We start from the raw sequence: 16,934 nt of genomic DNA on the forward strand, positions 1-16,934 counted from the left end.
GCGGCGCACGCCAGGCTCGGGGCGGCTCAGCTCCGCAGCGACCCCACCGCGCGGGCCCGGGCGAGCGACTCGGGCAGCGCCGCGAGCAGCATCTCCACGTCCTGCGCGCTGCTGGTCCAGCCCAGGGACAGCCGCAGCGCGCCGCGGGAGCGCTCGTCGGAGACCCCCATCGCCGCGAGCACCGGGCTGGCCTGGGTGACGCCCGCGGAGCAGGCCGATCCGGCCGAGCAGTCCACGCCCCGCTCGTCGAGCAGGAACAGCAGCGCGTCCGAGTCCGCTCCCGGGAAGACCACGTGGACGATGTGCCCGGACTGCGGGGAGTCCACGGGCAGCGTGAGGCGGGCGGAGGGATCGATCGCGAGCAGCCCCTCCCGCAGCCGGGCGGCCAGGGCGCGCGTCCGGCGGGCCTGCTCCTCGCGCTCGTCCAGGGTCTCCCGCAGCGCCGCGGCGAAGGCGGCCGCCTGCGCGGCGTCCAGGGTGCCCGAGCGCACGCCGCGCTGCTGGCCCCCGCCGGTGCTGGTCGCCGCGAACGGCACCTCCGGCGCGGCGACCAGCACGCCCACGCCCACCGGCGCCCCGATCTTGTGGCCGGACAGCGAGATCAGGTCCACGTCCTCGGCCGACGGCAGGGGCACGTGGCCCACGCCCTGCACCGCGTCGGTGTGCACGAGGGTGCCGTGGGGACGGGCGGCCGCGGCGAGAGCGGCGAGATCCTGCATCGCCCCGGTCTCGTTGTTGACCAGCGCGGCGCTGAGCACGCTGACCGCGCCGTCGGCGAGCTCCCGCTCCACCGCCTCGGGCCTCAGCACGCCGCGGGCGTCGACGGGCAGGAGCCGCGTCGCGATCGCCGGGCCGAGGGACTGCGCGGTCGCGACCACGGCGGGATGGTCCGTCGCCGCGACGGCGACCGCGGTGCGCGCGGGATCCGCCGCATGGGCGCCCAGCGGCACGGTGCGCAGCGCGAGGTTGTCCGCCTCGGTGCCGCCGGAGGTCATGATCAGCCAGCTGCGGGGCACCCTCAGCAGCGCGCCGATCTCCGCGAGCGCCTCGTCGAGCACCGCGCGGGCGCGCCGGCCCGAGGAGTGCACCGAGGACGGGTTGCCGCGGACCTCCGACGCCTCGAGGAACGCCTCCCGGGCGCCGGGGCGCAGCTCCGTGGTCGCCGCATGATCGAGATAGGCGCGGTGCTGCGGCGGCCCGCCCGGCCCCGCGCTCACCATGGCTTGACCGGGTCCTCGTCGCCGCCGCCCGGCTCCTCCTCGCCCTCGCCGCCCTGGGCGTCGCGATTGCGCTCCTCGAGCTCGTCGTCCTTCTCCTGCTGCTCGTCACCGCCGGTGGTGGGCGCCTCCTCCTCGGGCCCGTCGCCCTCGGGGTCCTCGCGAGTGGGATCGCCGGGTTCCTGCTGCTGCGGGTCCCCGCCCTCCTGGTCGCCCTCGCCGCCGCTCTCCTCACCGCGGGAGTCCGGATCGTTCCCGGCCTCCTCGTCGGCCTCGCGGCGCTTCTCCTCGACCCGCTCACCGTTCTCCTCGGTGGTCCCGGAGTCCTCGTTGCCGGAGCCGCCGCCGCCCTGGCCCTCGCCCTCGCCGCCTCCGCCGCCGCCGGCGCAGGGCGCCAGCAGCTGCTCGGCCTCGTAGAGCCGATCCGCCCGCGCCTGCGGGTCCTCGATCTCGTCGGCCTGGCGCTCGATCGAGATCGCGAGGTTGTTGAGGATCTTGCACTGGGCGTGGAGGGGCGCGTTGAGGTCCGTGCGGGCGTTCCATTCCTCGAGGGCGACGCGCAGCTCCTCCTCCGCCGCGGCGTTCTCCCCCTGCTGGAGGAGGGCCGTGCCCTCGGTCAGGTGCGGGAGGTAGGGCTCGAACCAGTTGGCGACCTCGACCGGGGCCAGCCGCTCGATCGCGGTCGGGTACTCCCCGTCCTCGTAGGCGGCCAGGGACGTGGCCTGCGTGATCGGCATCGAGACGAACTTCAGGGCCAGCAGCGCCAGGACGAGCAGCGGCAGGGCGAGGATCGCGAACACGATGATCCGGGTGCGGCGCAGCCGCCGGACGTTCAGCCCGAAGTCCTTCGCGCCGCCGCGGGTGTCCTGTGCCGGCGCGGGCGCCCGCTCGTCGGGGCGGGGCCGCTGCTCGGGCGGGGCCACGGGGGTGCTCATCGCTGTGCTCCTCGGAGGTCATGGCGGTCGAGCCGTCGCGGCAGCCGATAGGTCAGCTCGCCGAGCTCCCAGATCAGCAGCGCGGCCAGCGGGATCGAGGCCACCCAGTACCAGTCGTCGAAGCTCGCCACGTCCCGCGAGGACTCCGTGGGGACGGGACGCAGGGTGATGCCCTCCATGGTGCCCTCGATCGGCTCCTCGGGATCGGTGCGGTGGAGATAGGGCACCCCGAGCTGCCCGGCGATGGTCTCCAGCTGCCCCTCGTCGATCATCGAGAGGGCCTGCTGCCCGTCGGCGTCCTGGATGTACTCGCCGTCGGTCTCCCCGCCCTGGGCCTTCATCGGCCCTCCCTCGGCGGTGCCGTAGCCCAGCACCGCGCCGCCGTCGACGAAGCCGGCGGCCTGGCTGAAGGGCTCGGACTCCTCGCCGTCGGTGTTCTCGCCGTCGGAGAGGAAGTAGACGAGCACGCTGGACTCGGGATCCTCGCGCTTGGCCTCGGAGATCTCCGTCAGCAGCGTGGTCAGGGGCCGGTCCACGTTCGACCCCTGGGAGTAGGCGGTCGACTCCGTGGTGAGCGTGTCGACCCAGGCGCGGGCGGCCCCGGCATCGGTGGTCAGCGGGAGCTGCGAGGTGGCGGTGGAGTCGAAGGCGATGATGGAGTAGCGCGATCCCTCGGTCATCCCCATCACCCGGTCCATGTCCGCCTTGACGCCCTCGAGCCGCGGCTGGTCGCCGTCGTAGTCCTCGGCGTTCATGGAGCCCGTGCGGTCCACGACGAAGAAGACGTTGGCGTTCATGCGCTCGGTCTGCTCGGTCTCCAGCGGGGTCACCGGGCGCAGCGCGACCACCAGCAGCAGCAGGACCATCAGAGCGCGCCGAACCCAGGCCAGGCGCTGGCGGGGCCGGCGCACCAGCAGCACGACGCACAGCGCCAGCATCGCGCCGAACAGCGGGATGATCGCCCACAGCGGCATCAGGAGCTCGAGACGCATCAGCGGGCCCTCCATCCCACGACGAGGATCGCCACCAGCGACAGGAAGGTCAGCGTAAAGGCGATGCCCGGATGGTCGGTGCGGACGACCGTCGGCGTCGCGCCGAGCTCCTCCGCCTGGGTCTTCTGGATCTCGTTGATGATCGAGGGGATCGCCTCGGGGTCCGAGGACTCGTACAGCTCCCCGTCCTGGTCCTCGGTGGCGGCCTCCAGCTCCTCGAAGCACTGCGGGCCGCACTCGTAGGCGCCGGGGTAGAAGGTGTAGAGGTCGATGTCGCGCGCGGCGATCGCCTCGGTCGCCTCGTCGAGCGTGAAGATCGGCTCGCCGTTGACCTCGTTGTCCGTCGCGAAGATGATCGAGCGCGAGCGGTCCTGGTCCGCCTGGTCGAAGACCTGGCCGCAGGAGGCGAGCCCGTCGGGCACGATCGAGGCCTCGTCGGCGATGCCCCGGGTGCCGTCGACGAACTCGACGTACTGGCGCACCTTGTCGTCGGAGTACTCCGTGGTGCCCAGGCGATACCCGAACTCGTCGAAGTCGATCGCCTCGGCGCCGTTCTCGAGCTCCCGCTTGATGAGGTCGTAGTCGTTGGTCAGCGGGAACACGGTGCGGCTGGTCGAGTTGAAGATCGACAGCGCCACCCGTTCGCCCTCGAAGGTGTCCACCAGCTCAGCGAAGGTGGAGAGGATCTCGGTGTCGTACTCGTACATCGAGCCGGACACGTCCAGGCACAGCACGATGTCGCGGGAGGAGAACTCGGGGGTCTCGATGCGCTCGGTGGCGATCCGGCCCGAGAGCACCGAGGCCGCGACGACGCCGAGCACGGCGATCCCGACCTGCAGCACCCGCAGCACCCGTGCCGCCCGCTGGGCGCGCACGAAGCTGGGGATGCGGTCCATGTACTGGGAGTTCGCGATGAGCACCGGGGACCGGCGCATCGCGCGGCGGTTCCAGAAGGTGATCCCCCAGACCACCAGGGCGGCCAGGAGCAGCAGGGCGGTGACCCACCAGAAGATCATGACCATGCGCGGATCACCTCCCTCGCACGGCGGACCGAGTCCTGCAGCTCCCGGTCCGTGGCCCGCGCGAAGTCGGGCTCGTAGAGGTCGCGGATCAGCTCGCCGACGCTGCGGGTGCGCTGATCCGCCAGCAGCGTGGGGACGTCCTGGCTGGTGACGTCGTTCCCGGTGGTGCGGCGCACGAAGCGGCGCATCACCCCGGTGAGCTCGAGGTGACCGGCCCGGTCCTCGAGCTCACCGGCCTCCCGGCGATCGGCGATGTCGTTGACCGCGCGGAGGAACTCGGCCTTGAGGGCCTCGACGTCGCTGGGACGCTTGCGGTACGCGATCCGCTTCTCGATGGCGCGCGTGATCCTCAGGGTGCCCAGGACCAGCGCGGCGATCACCACGACGCACAGCACCGCCAGGATCAGCCACGCGATCGAGTACTGCGGCGGAGCGATGATCTCCGCCGGTGCGGGCTCCGCGAGGAGGGCGAGTGCGGCGACGGCCTCAGGCAGGAGCATGGCGGTACTCCCTCGCGCGCAGCATGGCGATCATGTCCTCCACCACGGTGCTCTCCCCCTGGGTGAGGACATGGCTGACGTGCAGCCGGTCCAGCATCTCGGAGATCCCGTCCCGGCGCTCCCGGCGATAGGCGGCCACGTCCCGCGCGACCCGCTTGGAGGTGCGCGCCATCGACCCCACCTCCCGGGGGGAGTCCACGTCGATCACGTCGAGGTCCAGGGCGGTGGACTGGAGGGGGTCGGCGTCGGCGATGCGGACCACCATGACGTCGTGCCGGGTGGTCAGGCGTCGCAGGAGCGTGAAGTCCTCGACGGTGGGGTGGGCCTCGTCGGTGATGATCGTCATGAGGGTGGAGTGGGCGGTGACCCGGAAGGCGCGCTCGAGCAGCCAGGAGCTGTCCGCGGTGTGCGAGGCGGTGGTGGTGGCCTGCTGCGCCGTGCGCAGCAGCAGCTCCAGATGCCCGTCGCTCGAGCGGGACGGCAGCTGGATGGGACGTGCATCGCTGCCGGCGACCATGCCCACGAGGTCGCCGTTCTTCTGGGCGAGGAAGCAGATCATGCCGGCGGCGAGGATCATCGCGTCGCGCTTGGAGGTGCCGTCGGCCGCGGTCGCCGCCATGGCGGAGGAGGTGTCCGCGACGATCGACAGGTGCCGCACCCGCTCCTCGTTGAACTGCCGGATCAGCGGCTCGCCCGAGCGCGCGGTGGCCTTCCAGTCGATGTCGGAGATCTTGTCCCCGGGCTGGTAGTACTTCAGGTCGTCGAAGTCCTCGCCGCTGCCCTTGAACAGCGAGCGGCCGCGGCCCTGGATGAGCCCGCGCGCGCGGTTCGAGGTGTGCAGGTCGACGCGGGCCTTGACCCGGGTCAGCAGCGAGGTCGCCATGGGGCGCTCACGGCATCGGCACGGCGTGGAACACCGCGTCGATGATCTGCTCGGGCTTGATGCCGCTGGCCAGCGCGTCGAAGGTGAGCACCAGGCGGTGCCGCAGCACGCCGTAGCGCATCGCCCGGACGTCGTCCGGGGTGACATAGTCGCGGCCGGCGAGCAGGGCGTGGGCCTGGCCCACCCGCATCAGCGCCAGGGAGCCGCGAGGACTGGCCCCGACCCGGACCGACTGGGTGAGGTTGGGGACGGGGCGCGGGCCCGAGCCGCGGGTGGTGAAGACCAGGTCGATGATGTAGCGCTTGACCGCGGGGTCCACGTAGACCTGGTCGACCATCGACTGCAGGAAGCGGACGTCCTCGAGGCTCACCGTGCCCACCGCCTGCCGGGGGCCGGTGAGGCTGCCGGAGGTGGAGCGGTCCAGGATCTCGTGCTCCTCCCCCGGGCGCGGGTAGGTGAGGATCTCCTTCATGAGGAAGCGGTCCATCTGCGCCTCGGGCAGGACGTAGGTGCCCTCCTCCTCGATCGGGTTCTGGGTGGCGAGCACCATGAACGGCTCGGGCAGCCGGTGCACCTCCCCGCCGATCGACGTCTGGCGCTCCTGCATGGCCTCGAGCATCGCGGACTGCGTCTTGGCGCTCGAGCGGTTGATCTCGTCGAGCAGCACGACGTTCGCGTGCACCGGACCCAGCTGGGTGGTGAAGGTGCCGGAGCCGTAGTTGAAGATCTGTGTGCCGATGATGTCGTTCGGCATGAGGTCCGGGGTGCACTGGATGCGCGCGAAGGAGCCGGTGATCGAGGAGGCGAGGGCGCTCGCCGCCGTGGTCTTGGCCAGGCCCGGCACGGATTCGAGCAGCACGTGGCCGCCCGCGGCGAGCGCGGCCAACAGGGTGAGGCGGAGGTTCTCCTGGCCCACCACGCGCGACTGGAACACCTGGGTGATGGTGCGCACGATCGCGGCGCTGCGCTCCAGCTCGCGCGGCGGGATCGCCGGCGCCGCGGGCGAGAAGTCCCCGCGGCGCGCCGGCGCGCCCTGCGGCGCGGCGGGTCCCGGCCCGGCCGAGGGTGCCGAGGGACCCGGCCCGGCCGACGGGGCCGAGGGGCCGGCCGGTGCGCCGGGCGGAGGCGGCACGGCGGGCGCTCCGGGACGTCCCTGGTTCCCCGGCTGCTGGGTGGGTGGATTGCTCATGCGCTGGGACTCCCCCGTCATGCGGTCGACTCGTGGTGCGTACGGCGGCGGCTGGCTCCCCGCCGGGCGCTCGCCCCGACGATCCTAACGGCACGGCCGGGAGGGCGGGCGCTCCCGCTCCGGCGCGGTGGACGGCGCGCGGCACGATGCGGGGGCCGCGGGTGGGAGGATGGGGCGATGGCAGAACTCCGGGTCGATCGCGTCGATCGTGCGACCCCTCCGCTCGCCCCCACCGCCCCGGGCCTCGTGGTCGACGAGCAGGGTCGCGGCACCTTCGCGGTCGCCGCCCCCCGGGCACGCTCGGTGGACCTGTGCATCCGCCGCGGACGGGCCGAGCACCGCCAGCGCCTCCGTCACGTCGACGGCGGCCTGCACTGGGGCGAGGTGACGGGGATGACGCCCGGCACCCGGTACGGCCTGCGGGTGGACGGCCCGTGGGACCCGTCGGCCGGGATGTTCTGCACGCCCAGCATGCTGCTGCTGGATCCGCGGGCCCGCGGCATCTCCCACTCCTCCCCGCTGCTGAGCTCCTTCTTCCCCTTCGAGGTCGACGCGATGCTGGAGCGCCCCGGCGGCGCGATGGTGCCCCGGGAGGTCGACAACGGGGACGACGCGGTGTGGTCCGTCGTCGTCGCCGACGACTTCGACTGGCAGGACGATCTGCGCCCGATGGTGGACTGGGATGCCACGGTCCTCTACGAGCTGCACGTCAAGGGCTTCACCCGGCGGCACCCGGAGCTGCCGGAGGCGCAGCGAGGCACCTATGCGGGGCTGGGCCACCCGGCGGTCACCGGCTACCTGCGCAGCCTGGGCGTGACGAGCGTCGAGCTGCTCCCGATCCACGCCGCGATGGACGAGCCGCACCTGACCCGGCTGGGGCTGACCAACTACTGGGGCTACTCCACGCTCTCGTACTTCGCCCCGGATCCCTCCCTCGCCACGGCCGCGGCCCAGCGCGCCGGGGCCCAGGCGGTGCTCGACGAGGTCAAGACCATGGTCCGCAGTCTCCACGCCGCCGGCTTCGAGGTGATCCTCGACGTGGTCTACAACCACACCGCCGAGGGCGGGGCCGACGGCCCCTCCCTGTCGCTGCGAGGGCTCGACAACCTCGAGCACTACTGGACCGACCACGGACGGTTCTTCGACGTCACCGGCACCGGCGGGACCCTCGATCCACGCTCGATCCACGTCATGGACCTGATCCTGGACTCGCTGCGGTACTGGGTCACGGAGGTCCATGTCGACGGCTTCCGCTTCGACCTCGCCGCGACCCTGGGGCGGGACGACCACGGCTTCCGCGCCGACCACCCGCTGCTGCGCGCCCTGGCCACCGACCCGGTGCTGCGCACCGTCAAGCTCATCGCCGAGCCCTGGGACGTGGGCACCGGCGGGTGGCAGACCGGCGGCTTCCCCCACCCCTTCGCCGAATGGAACGACGCCTTCCGCAACGACGTGCGCTCCTTCTGGCTCGCCGACCGGGCCCTGCGCGAGCGGACCGGGCACGACGCCCACGGCGGGGTCCGCGACCTGGCCACGCGCCTGGCCGGCTCGAGCGACCTGCTGACGGCCCAGGACCCGCCGGAGCTGCCCGCGGGGCGCAGCCTGCGCGCCCCCTGGGCCTCGATCAACTACGTCACCGCCCACGACGGCTTCACCCTGCGGGACCTCACGGCGTACGAGGCCAAGCACAACGAGGCCAACGGTGAGGACAACCGCGACGGCACCTCGGACAACCGCTCCTTCCACCACGGTCACGAGGGGCCCCTGCCTCCGGACGATCCCCGGGCCGAGGCGATCGAGACGGCGCGCCGGCGCACCGCCCGGAGCGTCCTGGCGACCCTGCTGCTGGCCTCGGGCACCCCGATGCTCACCGCGGGCGACGAGCGCGGCCGCACCCAGCAGGGCAACAACAACGCCTACTGCCAGGACAACGAGATCTCCTGGGTCAGCTGGCGGCGGGACCGCCGGGCGGACCAGATGACCCGGACGGTGACCCGGATCCTCCAGCTGCGCGGTGAGCACCCCCAGCTGCGGGCGCCGGAGTTCCTGCGCCCCGCCGATCCCCATGCACTCGACGCCGGGCAGGTGGCGTGGTTCGGGGCGGACGGCGAGCCCATGGACCACGCGAGCTGGATGGATCCCTCCCGTCATCTGCTGGCCATGCTGCGTCCGGCGATCCGCGGCCGCGAGGGCGCGGAGCATCTCCTGGTGGTCCTCTCCGCCGAGCGCGTGGGGCGCCGGGTGCGCCTGCCCGGCCCACCCTGGCCGCAGGGCACCGCCCGGGTGCTGCTGGACACCGCGCTGGAGTCCCCGGAGGACCTCTCCCCCGCCCCGGTCACCGAGGGCATGGTGACCGTCGCCCCGGCGAGCGTCGTCGTGGTCGGGATCAGCGCCGACGGTCCGGGGAGCCCCTGAGAGCGACTAGGGTGAGGAGCGTCACCGCGAGGCAGGAGAGGCCATGTCCCAGACCACTGACCGCACGGGGCTGGACGCCGGGATCGGGCGCATCCCGATCATGGATGTCCAGCCGGTCGTCGACGGGGGACGCTTCCCCGCCCGCTGCGTCGAGGGCGAGACGGTGACCATCCGTGCGAACGCCTTCCGCGAGGGGCACGACGCGATGGGCGTGCAGGTGGTCCTCGTCGCCCCCGACGGCACCGAGGAGCGCCAGCGGCTGCGGTGCGTGAACCCCGGGCTGGACCTCTGGGAGACGACCTTCCGCCCCACCGCCACCGGGCACTGGAGCTTCCGCATCGAGGCCCACTCCGCCCCCTACGACACCTGGGCCCACACCGCCGAGGTGAAGATCCCGGCGGGGATCGACGAGGAGCTCGTGTGCGCCGAGGGGGCGCTGGTGCTGGACCGGCTGCTCGCCGAGATCGAGGCCGGGGACCGGCCCGCCGCCGACGGACCCGTGGTGCGCGCGGCACGCGAGCGGCTCGTGGACTCCGGCCCGTCGGCCGCCGCCCGGGTCGCCCCCGCGCTGGCCGCGGACCTGCGCGGCGTGCTCGCCGAACGCCCGCTGCGCGAGGGAGTCACCGTCGCCGGGCCCTTCGAGCTGGTCGTCCACCGCCACCGGGCGCTGGTCAGCTCGTGGTACGAGTTCTTCCCCCGCTCCGCGGGAGCTCATTTCGACCCCGAGCGCGGCTGGACCTCCGGCACGCTCCGCACCGCCGCCGACGCGCTGGACCGCATCGCCGCGATGGGCTTCGACGTCGCCTACCTCACGCCGATCCATCCCATCGGCTCGACCTTCCGCAAGGGCCGCAACAACTCCCTGGACCCGCAGGAGGGGGATCCCGGCTCGCCGTACGCGATCGGCGCGGCCGACGGCGGCCACGAGGCCATCCATCCCGACCTCGGCACGATGGAGGACTTCGACGCCTTCGTGGCCCGGGCCAAGGAGCTCGGGCTGGAGGTCGCCCTGGACATCGCGCTGCAGTGCTCCCCCGATCACCCCTGGGTGCAGGAGCATCCCGAGTGGTTCACGGTCCGCGCCGACGGCACCATCGCCTATGCCGAGAACCCGCCGAAGAAGTACCAGGACATCTACCCCCTGAGCTTCGACACCGACTACGAGGGGCTCTACGCCGCGATCCGCGACGTGCTCGAGCACTGGATCGCGCACGGGGTGACGCTGTTCCGCGTCGACAATCCCCACACCAAGCCGGTGCGCTTCTGGGAGGAGCTGCTGGCGGAGCTCGACGCGCGCCACCCCGAGGTGATCTTCCTGGCCGAGGCGTTCACCCGGCCCACGATGATGCACACCCTCGCCAAGGTCGGCTACCACCAGTCGTACACCTACTTCACCTGGCGCGAGAGCGCCGCGGAGTTGCGGGAGTACCTCGAGGAGCTGGTCGCCTCCGCCCGCTACATGACCCCGAGCTTCTGGCCCACCACGCACGACATCCTCACCCCGTACATGTCCGCCGGCGGGCGCAGCGCCTTCGTGCTGCGCGCGATCCTGGCCTCCACCCTCGTGCCCACCTGGGGCATCTACAGCGGCTACGAGCTGGTCGAGGACGTGCCGCGGCCCGGCGCCCAGGAGCAGATCGACAACGAGAAGTACGAGTACAAGCCGCGCGACTTCGCCGGTGCGCTCGCCCGTGGCGAGAGCCTCGAGCCGCTGCTGGCGCGCCTCAACCGGATCCGGCACGAGCACCCCGCCCTGCAGACCCTCACCACCATCCGCTTCCACGAGACCGACGACGAGCAGGTGCTGGCCTTCTCCAAGCATCTCGCGGCGGAGGAGACCGGCACCGGCGCCCCGGACACCGTCCTGGTGATCTCCCTGACCGCCCACGACCGCGACGCCTGGACCACCGTGCACCTGGACCGCGACGCCCTGGGCCTCGAGGACACCGGGAGCGCCGCGGCGGCGCTCGAGGTCGAGGACCTGCTGACCGGCGAGCGGTTCCGCTGGGACAGCGACCCCACCGTGATCCTCAGCGCGAGCGACCGGCCCGCGCACATCCTGCGGATCATCCGACCCGAGGAGAGTTGACATGAGAACCGAACCGGACCCCGCCGCTCTCCCCGCGATGCCGCTGGGGGAACAGGAGCTCGCCGCGACCGCGGCCGGCACCCACCACGAGCCGCATGCCGTGCTGGGGGCGCACGAGTACCAGGGCGCGGTCACCGTGCGCACGCTCAAGCCGCTTGCCCACGAGGTCTCGGTGCTGCTCCCGGACGGCACCGCCGTGCCGATGACCCACGAGCTGGACGGCATCTGGGTGGCGGTCCTGGATCGCCGGGAGCCTCCGGCCCACCGGATCCGGGTGGTGTGGTCCCCGGGGGCGGAGCCGGTGGAGCTCGAGGAGCCCTACCGCTTCTGGCCCACGATCGGCGAGCTCGACCTGCACCTGATCGCCGAGGGACGCCACGAGGAGCTGTGGCGGGCGCTCGGCGCGCACGTGCGGAGCATCGAGGAGGTCGACGGGACCTCCTTCGCCCTGTGGGCGCCGAATGCGCGCGCCGTGCAGGTGGTCGGCTCCTTCAACGGCTGGGACGGCCGCCAGCACGCCCTGCGCAGCCTCGGTTCCTCCGGGGTCTGGGAGCTCTTCGTCCCCGGCGTCGGGGACGGGGACGTCTACAAGTTCCGGATCCTCGGGGCCGACGACCGGTGGCGAGACAAGGCGGATCCGATGGCGCGTCGCGCCGAGGTGCCGCCCGCGACCGGCTCCGTGGTCACCGACAGCGACTTCGACTGGACCGACGGGCACTGGCTCGCCGAGCGCGCCGGGCACGACGCCCTCGCGGCGCGGATGTCGATCTACGAGGTGCACCTGCCCAGCTGGCGCCCGGGGCTGGGGTACCGGGAGCTCGCCGTCGAGCTCACCGAGTACGTCACCTCGATGGGGTTCACCCATGTGGAGTTCATGCCGGTGGCCGAGCACCCCTTCGGCGGCTCCTGGGGCTACCAGGTCACCGGCTACTACGCGCCGACCTCGCGCCTGGGCTCCCCCGACGACCTGCGTCACCTCGTCGACACCCTGCACGGCGCCGGCATCGGCGTGATCATGGACTGGGTCCCGGCGCACTTCCCCAAGGACGAGTGGGCCCTGGCCCGCTTCGACGGCACCGCGCTGTACGAGCACGCCGATCCGCGCCGCGGCGAGCACCCCGACTGGGGCACCCTCGTCTTCGACACCGGCCGCCACGAGGTGCGCAACTTCCTGGTCGCCAACGCCTGCTACTGGCTCGAGGAGTTCCACGTCGACGGTCTCCGCGTCGATGCCGTCGCCTCGATGCTCTACCTCGACTACTCGCGCGAGGACGGCCAGTGGACCCCCAACCGTCACGGCGGGCGCGAGGACCTCGAGGCCATCGCCTTCCTGCAGGAGGCCACGGCGACCGCGTACAAGCGCGCCCCCGGCATCGTGATGATCGCCGAGGAGTCCACCTCCTTCCCCGGGGTCACGCGGCCCACGGAGACCGGCGGGCTGGGCTTCGGCTTCAAGTGGAACATGGGCTGGATGCACGACACCCTCGAGTACCTCGGCGAGGATCCGATCCACCGCCAGTACCACCACGGCGAGCTGACCTTCTCGATGGTGTACCAGTACTCGGAGAACTTCGTGCTGCCGTTGAGCCATGACGAGGTGGTCCACGGCAAGGGCTCGCTGCTGCGCAAGGCGCCGGGCGACGACTGGCAGCAGGCCGCCTCGCTGCGCGCCTTCCTGACCTACCAGTGGGCCCATCCGGGCAAGCAGCTCGTGTTCATGGGGATCGAGTTCGCCCAGGGCACCGAATGGTCCGAGCAGTCGGGTCTGCCGTGGTGGCTGCTGGAGTACCCCCTGCACCGCGGCGCCCAGCAGCTGGTCAAGGACCTCAACGCCCTCCAGGCGCGGTACCCGGCCCTGTACGAGCGGGACCAGGACCCGGGGGGCTTCGAGTGGCTGCTCGCGGACGACGCGGGCCACAACACCCTCGCCTTCGTGCGCCGCGACCGAGCCGGGAATCCGGTGGTCGTGGTCCTGAGCTTCTCCCCCGAGCCCTGGCGCGACTACCGGGTGCCGCTGCCCGAGGGCGGCCCGTGGCTCGAGGTGCTCAACACCGATGCGCCCGTCTACGGGGGCAGCGGGGTGGGCAACCTGGGACGGGTCCACGCCGAGGCCCTCCCGCTGCACGGTCGCGACCACTCCGTGCGGCTGAGCGTCCCGCCGCTGGCCGCCGTCGTGCTGATCCCCGAGCGCCTCCGCGAGGACTGAGCACGCCGCGGCGCCCTCACCCGGGCCCCACGTCTGCCCGCTCCGGCCCGCGCCGGCGCCGGCCCCGGCGCCGGCCCCGGCCCCGGCCCCGGCCCCGGCCCCGGCCGACGAGAATGGTGCAGATCCGTGCCATCTGACGCCCAGATCTGGATCCGAATCGCACCATTCTCTGCCAATGGGCCCACGATCCGGGCGAGCGGGCGGGGCGAAGCGCGCGGGCGGGCGGCGAGCAGGCCGGTGGCCGCCTGCGGGGCGGGCCGGCCGGCTAGCAGCCGGCCGGCCGGGCAAGCGCGGAACGGCCGGGCGAGGACGGCCGGGCGAGCGCGCTCGCCGCAGCCGGATCAGTACAGGAGGTTCGCGAGTCGCTTGCGGGCCTGCGCCACGCGCGGATCAGCCGTGCCGGCCACCTCGAACAGCTCGAGCAGGCGGGCACGCACAGTGTCCTTGGTCTCCTGGTCGGCGCCGCGCAGCTGATCCAGCAGCCGCGAGAAGGCGTCCTCGACGTGCCCGCCGAGCATGTCGAGATCCGCGGCCAGCATCTGGGCCTCGAGGTCGCCGGGGCGCTGCGCCGCGGCGTCGCGGACCGCGGCCGGGTCCGTGTCCCGGCAGCGGCTCATGAGCGAGACCGTCGCCAGGCCCGCCGTCGCCTCGGCATCGGCCGGGGACTCCTGCAGCTGCTTGCGGTAGGCGGCAGCCGCGGCGTCGAGGTCACCGCGCTCGATCGCCTCGTAGGCCTCGGCGATCAGCGGGGGCAGCGGCTCCTCGGGCTCCTCGGCGGCGTCCGCGGTCGCCTCGGCGTCCGAGACGTCCATCCCCTGCTGCTTGGCCACCTCGAGGACCTGCGTGATCAGGCTGGCGATCTCCGCCTCCGGCAGGACCGACTGCACGATCGGCTGCAGCTGTCCCTTGAGGAGCAGCAGCAGCGTGGGCAGCTGCTGGACCTGCAGGGCCCCGGCGACGCGCTGCTGGGTGTCGGCGTCCACGGTCGCGAGGCGGACTGCGCCGCCCTGAGAGTCCACGCCCCGGCGCAGCGCGTCGAGGAACTGCTCGCCCTCGGGCACCCGGGCGCTCGTGACCAGCAGCAGGGTCGGGACCTGCTGGGAGTCGGCGATGATCTGCTCGAGCCCCTGCTCGGTGACCGCGACCTCGTGCGGCGAGGGCGTGCCGGCGGTGGCGCCGCCGGCGGCGGACCCGGCGGGCTGCTTGAGCGCGGCGAGGTCGATGATTCCGTACGGATCGGTCACGAGTGAGCTCCTTCGACGAGGGATGTACGCCCTCAGTCTAAGGAGTTCGGCTCCGGACGTGCTGACCGAAGGCCGGGCCCGGCCGTCACTCCCCGCTCGCGGTCAGCGTGGTGCGCGTGGCGCCGATCGGCTGCACCTGTCCGCCGCCGTCCGCCGAGGGGATGTACAGCGCGACGTGGGTGCCATAGGTGCGCACGTACTTCGAGGTGAACTCGGTGCGCCCGATCACGGTGGTGAAGCGGTTCTCCTCCGTGTAGCGGACGGTCGCGCCCTCGGCGACGGTGACCGTGCGGGTGGACAGCAGGGTGCCCAGCACCACGGCCCCGCCGTCATCGGTGCGCAGACCCGCGAACTCCTCCTCCTTGACCGCGTAGGACTCGCGGACGGTCGCCGCCTCGTCCCGCTCGACGCCCTCGTTGAGCTTGGCGCGCTCGGCCTGGATGCCCTCGTGGACGCCGGTCTGGAACGGGTTCGGGGCGAGCTGGTCGTCCGGATCGGCCCGGTCGCCGTCGGTCAGCACCTTCGCGTACAGCGAGAGCGCCGCCGCAGGCGTCATGACGAGAGACTCGTCGTCGACGGCGACCTGCTCGGAGCCCTTCAGGGCGCTGGGGACCGTCGGCATCTCGATCCCGACGGCCTGCTGGGCCCACCCCCAGCTGGTGTACGAGGACTTCGCGTCGCTCTGCTGGAGCGCCATGAAGTACGGCACGCCATCCTCGGCGGAGTCCTCGACCAGGGCGATCGCGACGCGGGGGAAGTCGGACGTCACCGAGGACATCGGCACCACGAGCTCGGCACCGGGCACCGTGAGCTCCGCGGCGAACTCGTCGGACTTCTCGATGAGCGCGTAGGACGCCTTGCGGAAGTGGACGGCGGAGCCGCTGACGCGGGGCGACAGCAGCGAGGCGTCGCGGGCCTCGTCCGCCTCGACCACGTCGGCGTTGACCTCGCCGACGATGGTCGTGAACTGCTCCTCGGTCTGGACGGGAGTGGGCTCGGCGAGCTCCTTGCCCGTCGGCGGGGCCGGCGGCGGGGCGGGCTCGTCGGAGCACGCGGCCAGCAGGCCGGAGACGAAGAGCGTGCCTGCCCCGAGGACGAGGCCTCGGCGGCCGACGGGTCGACTGGTCATCGGGACGTCCTTCCGCGCGCTGCGCAGGTCATGGCGGGTCATCGGCGCTCTCCGCCCTCGTCGTCGTGCTCGGCCCCGGGCTCGGTCTCGGCCTCGGGCTCCTCCACGGGCTCGTCGGTCGCCGCCGGCTTCTCCTCGTCCTCGTCGTCGGCTTCGGACACCGGGTCCGCGGCGGCCTCGGATCCGTCCTCGGGCTCGACCCGGGACCCGGCCTCGACGGCAGCACCGTCCTCGCCGAGCGCCCACACCGTCTCCTCGGGGACGTCGGTCCCCTCGGCGCGGTGCGACTCGTCCTCGACCTGCTGATCGACGTCCACGGGGTCCTCCTCGCCCTCGCCGCGGCGACGACCCAGGGAGACCACCAGGAGCACCAGGCCCACCACGGCGACCGCGGCGCCGCCGGCATAGGCGTAGGGCACCCACTCGTTCTCGGCCTCGACCGGCCAGGTGATCGAGACCTGGTCCGCGCCCGGCGCGGCGCCGTCGGTGACGATGAGGATCGCGCGGTAGACCTGCTCGTTCTCGCCGTTCTCACCGGCCCAGAACTCCTGCACGTCCAGGGTGTACGGGCTGGGCCCGGTGTCCACGGTGCGCCAGAGGTCCGAGGAGGTGGGATCGGTCAGCTCGGTCTCGCCCTCGGGGTCGACGGTCTCGGTGCTCAGGGTGGTCCAGTCGCTCGCCCCGGTGATGCGGGTGTGCCGCACCCCCTCGAGGTAGGCCGCGATGTCGTCGTTGGAGGCGGTGATGACGGAGACGTCGGAGGCACCCTCGATGACCACCTCTCCCTGCTCACCGCCCACGTAGAGCACGCCGGGATCGAGGACCACGGCGGGGCCGGGATTCTCGAGCGCGACCGTGGCGGTGGTCTCGGTGGCCGGTGCCCAGGTGGTCTCGCCCAGGCGGCCCAGCACGAGTCCGGCCAGTCCGATGAGGACCAGGAGGACGGCCAGGAGTCGTTGCACGGTGGTAGCTCCTTCGAGGTGAGCCGGGCGGTGCCCCGGCGAGCAGACTGATCCACGATACGAGCGGAGGGGCCGGCTGACCAGGGCTGAGTGAGCACTGGCACCTGGGTAAAGCTCTTCTCATGCACGTCTCATCACCCCCTCATACCCA

13 protein-coding genes are annotated in these 16,934 nt (G+C 72.7%); 3 read left to right on the plus strand and 10 right to left on the minus strand.

What is annotated here, in order from left to right:
• Nucleotides 1-26 precede the first annotated feature (26 nt).
• The 7 genes from CXH06_RS11395 to CXH06_RS11425 are packed head-to-tail and all read right to left on the minus strand — an operon-like array spanning nucleotide 27 to nucleotide 6,738.
• Complete coding sequence (locus CXH06_RS11395) at nucleotides 27-1,220, minus strand: cysteine desulfurase family protein (RefSeq protein ID WP_114855316.1); 1,194 nt, start codon at nucleotides 1,218-1,220, stop codon at nucleotides 27-29.
• On the minus strand, nucleotides 1,214-2,152 hold the full coding sequence (locus CXH06_RS11400) for a hypothetical protein (protein ID WP_114855317.1): 939 nt from the start codon (nucleotides 2,150-2,152) through the stop codon (nucleotides 1,214-1,216). Before CXH06_RS11400 ends, CXH06_RS11395 begins: the two co-directional genes overlap by 7 nt.
• Nucleotides 2,149-3,144: a VWA domain-containing protein gene (locus CXH06_RS11405; RefSeq protein WP_114855375.1), complete on the minus strand. Its 996-nt coding sequence runs from the start codon at nucleotides 3,142-3,144 to the stop codon at nucleotides 2,149-2,151. The genes CXH06_RS11400 and CXH06_RS11405 overlap by 4 nt, the downstream gene beginning before the upstream one ends.
• Entirely contained in the window at nucleotides 3,144-4,166 is a 1,023-nt protein-coding gene (locus CXH06_RS11410; protein WP_114855318.1) for a VWA domain-containing protein, read from the minus strand. Before CXH06_RS11410 ends, CXH06_RS11405 begins: the two co-directional genes overlap by 1 nt.
• Nucleotides 4,157-4,666, minus strand: a complete 510-nt coding sequence (locus tag CXH06_RS11415) for a hypothetical protein (protein WP_114855319.1) — start codon at nucleotides 4,664-4,666, stop codon at nucleotides 4,157-4,159. The genes CXH06_RS11410 and CXH06_RS11415 overlap by 10 nt, the downstream gene beginning before the upstream one ends.
• On the minus strand, nucleotides 4,653-5,549 hold the full coding sequence (locus CXH06_RS11420) for a DUF58 domain-containing protein (protein WP_114855320.1): 897 nt from the start codon (nucleotides 5,547-5,549) through the stop codon (nucleotides 4,653-4,655). The genes CXH06_RS11415 and CXH06_RS11420 overlap by 14 nt, the downstream gene beginning before the upstream one ends.
• Nucleotides 5,550-5,556: 7 nt before the next feature.
• Nucleotides 5,557-6,738 (minus strand): MoxR family ATPase, encoded by a 1,182-nt coding sequence (locus CXH06_RS11425; protein ID WP_114855376.1) that lies wholly within the window; start codon nucleotides 6,736-6,738, stop codon nucleotides 5,557-5,559.
• Nucleotides 6,739-6,915: 177 nt separating this feature from the next.
• On the opposite strand from CXH06_RS11425, the gene glgX reads away from it, so the two are divergent.
• From glgX to glgB, 3 genes are read left to right on the plus strand one after another with little or no spacing between them, the layout of a single operon-like run.
• On the plus strand, nucleotides 6,916-9,153 hold the full coding sequence (gene glgX / locus CXH06_RS11430) for a glycogen debranching protein GlgX (RefSeq protein WP_114855321.1): 2,238 nt from the start codon (nucleotides 6,916-6,918) through the stop codon (nucleotides 9,151-9,153).
• 43 nt (nucleotides 9,154-9,196) lie between these two features.
• A complete protein-coding gene (locus CXH06_RS11435; protein ID WP_114855322.1) occupies nucleotides 9,197-11,242 on the plus strand; it encodes an alpha-1,4-glucan--maltose-1-phosphate maltosyltransferase in 2,046 nt (681 codons plus the stop codon).
• Nucleotide 11,243: 1 nt separating this feature from the next.
• Nucleotides 11,244-13,448, plus strand: a complete 2,205-nt coding sequence (glgB, locus tag CXH06_RS11440; protein WP_114855323.1) for a 1,4-alpha-glucan branching protein GlgB — start codon at nucleotides 11,244-11,246, stop codon at nucleotides 13,446-13,448.
• A 341-nt stretch (nucleotides 13,449-13,789) separates the two neighbouring features.
• On the opposite strand, the gene CXH06_RS11445 is transcribed toward glgB, so the two are convergent.
• The 3 genes from CXH06_RS11445 to CXH06_RS11455 form a co-directional block, all read right to left on the minus strand.
• Nucleotides 13,790-14,692, minus strand: a complete 903-nt coding sequence (locus CXH06_RS11445; protein WP_114855324.1) for a co-chaperone YbbN — start codon at nucleotides 14,690-14,692, stop codon at nucleotides 13,790-13,792.
• An 85-nt stretch (nucleotides 14,693-14,777) separates the two neighbouring features.
• Complete coding sequence (locus CXH06_RS11450) at nucleotides 14,778-15,821, minus strand: hypothetical protein (protein ID WP_232820321.1); 1,044 nt, start codon at nucleotides 15,819-15,821, stop codon at nucleotides 14,778-14,780.
• Nucleotides 15,822-15,859: 38 nt separating this feature from the next.
• Nucleotides 15,860-16,783, minus strand: coding sequence for a hypothetical protein (locus CXH06_RS11455; protein ID WP_232820322.1), 924 nt, complete (start codon nucleotides 16,781-16,783; stop codon nucleotides 15,860-15,862).
• Nucleotides 16,784-16,934 lie beyond the last annotated feature (151 nt).

It is taken from the genome of Brachybacterium sp. YJGR34 (assembly GCF_003347015.1).
GTDB lineage: Bacteria > Actinomycetota > Actinomycetes > Actinomycetales > Dermabacteraceae > Brachybacterium.

Bases quoted from the DNA above. Each gene is read 5' to 3' on its own strand.
- glgX (WP_114855321.1), top strand. From the start codon at position 6,916: ATGGCAGAACTCCGGGTCGATCGCGTCGATCGTGCGACCCCTCCGCTC.
- CXH06_RS11435 (WP_114855322.1), top strand. From the start codon at position 9,197: ATGTCCCAGACCACTGACCGCACGGGGCTGGACGCCGGGATCGGGCGC.
- CXH06_RS11420 (WP_114855320.1), bottom strand. From the start codon at position 5,549: ATGGCGACCTCGCTGCTGACCCGGGTCAAGGCCCGCGTCGACCTGCAC.
- CXH06_RS11450 (WP_232820321.1), bottom strand. From the start codon at position 15,821: ATGACCAGTCGACCCGTCGGCCGCCGAGGCCTCGTCCTCGGGGCAGGC.
- CXH06_RS11415 (WP_114855319.1), bottom strand. From the start codon at position 4,666: ATGCTCCTGCCTGAGGCCGTCGCCGCACTCGCCCTCCTCGCGGAGCCC.
- CXH06_RS11425 (WP_114855376.1), bottom strand. From the start codon at position 6,738: ATGAGCAATCCACCCACCCAGCAGCCGGGGAACCAGGGACGTCCCGGA.
- CXH06_RS11410 (WP_114855318.1), bottom strand. From the start codon at position 4,166: ATGGTCATGATCTTCTGGTGGGTCACCGCCCTGCTGCTCCTGGCCGCC.
- glgB (WP_114855323.1), top strand. From the start codon at position 11,244: ATGAGAACCGAACCGGACCCCGCCGCTCTCCCCGCGATGCCGCTGGGG.
- CXH06_RS11395 (WP_114855316.1), bottom strand. From the start codon at position 1,220: ATGGTGAGCGCGGGGCCGGGCGGGCCGCCGCAGCACCGCGCCTATCTC.
- CXH06_RS11400 (WP_114855317.1), bottom strand. From the start codon at position 2,152: ATGAGCACCCCCGTGGCCCCGCCCGAGCAGCGGCCCCGCCCCGACGAG.
- CXH06_RS11405 (WP_114855375.1), bottom strand. From the start codon at position 3,144: ATGCGTCTCGAGCTCCTGATGCCGCTGTGGGCGATCATCCCGCTGTTC.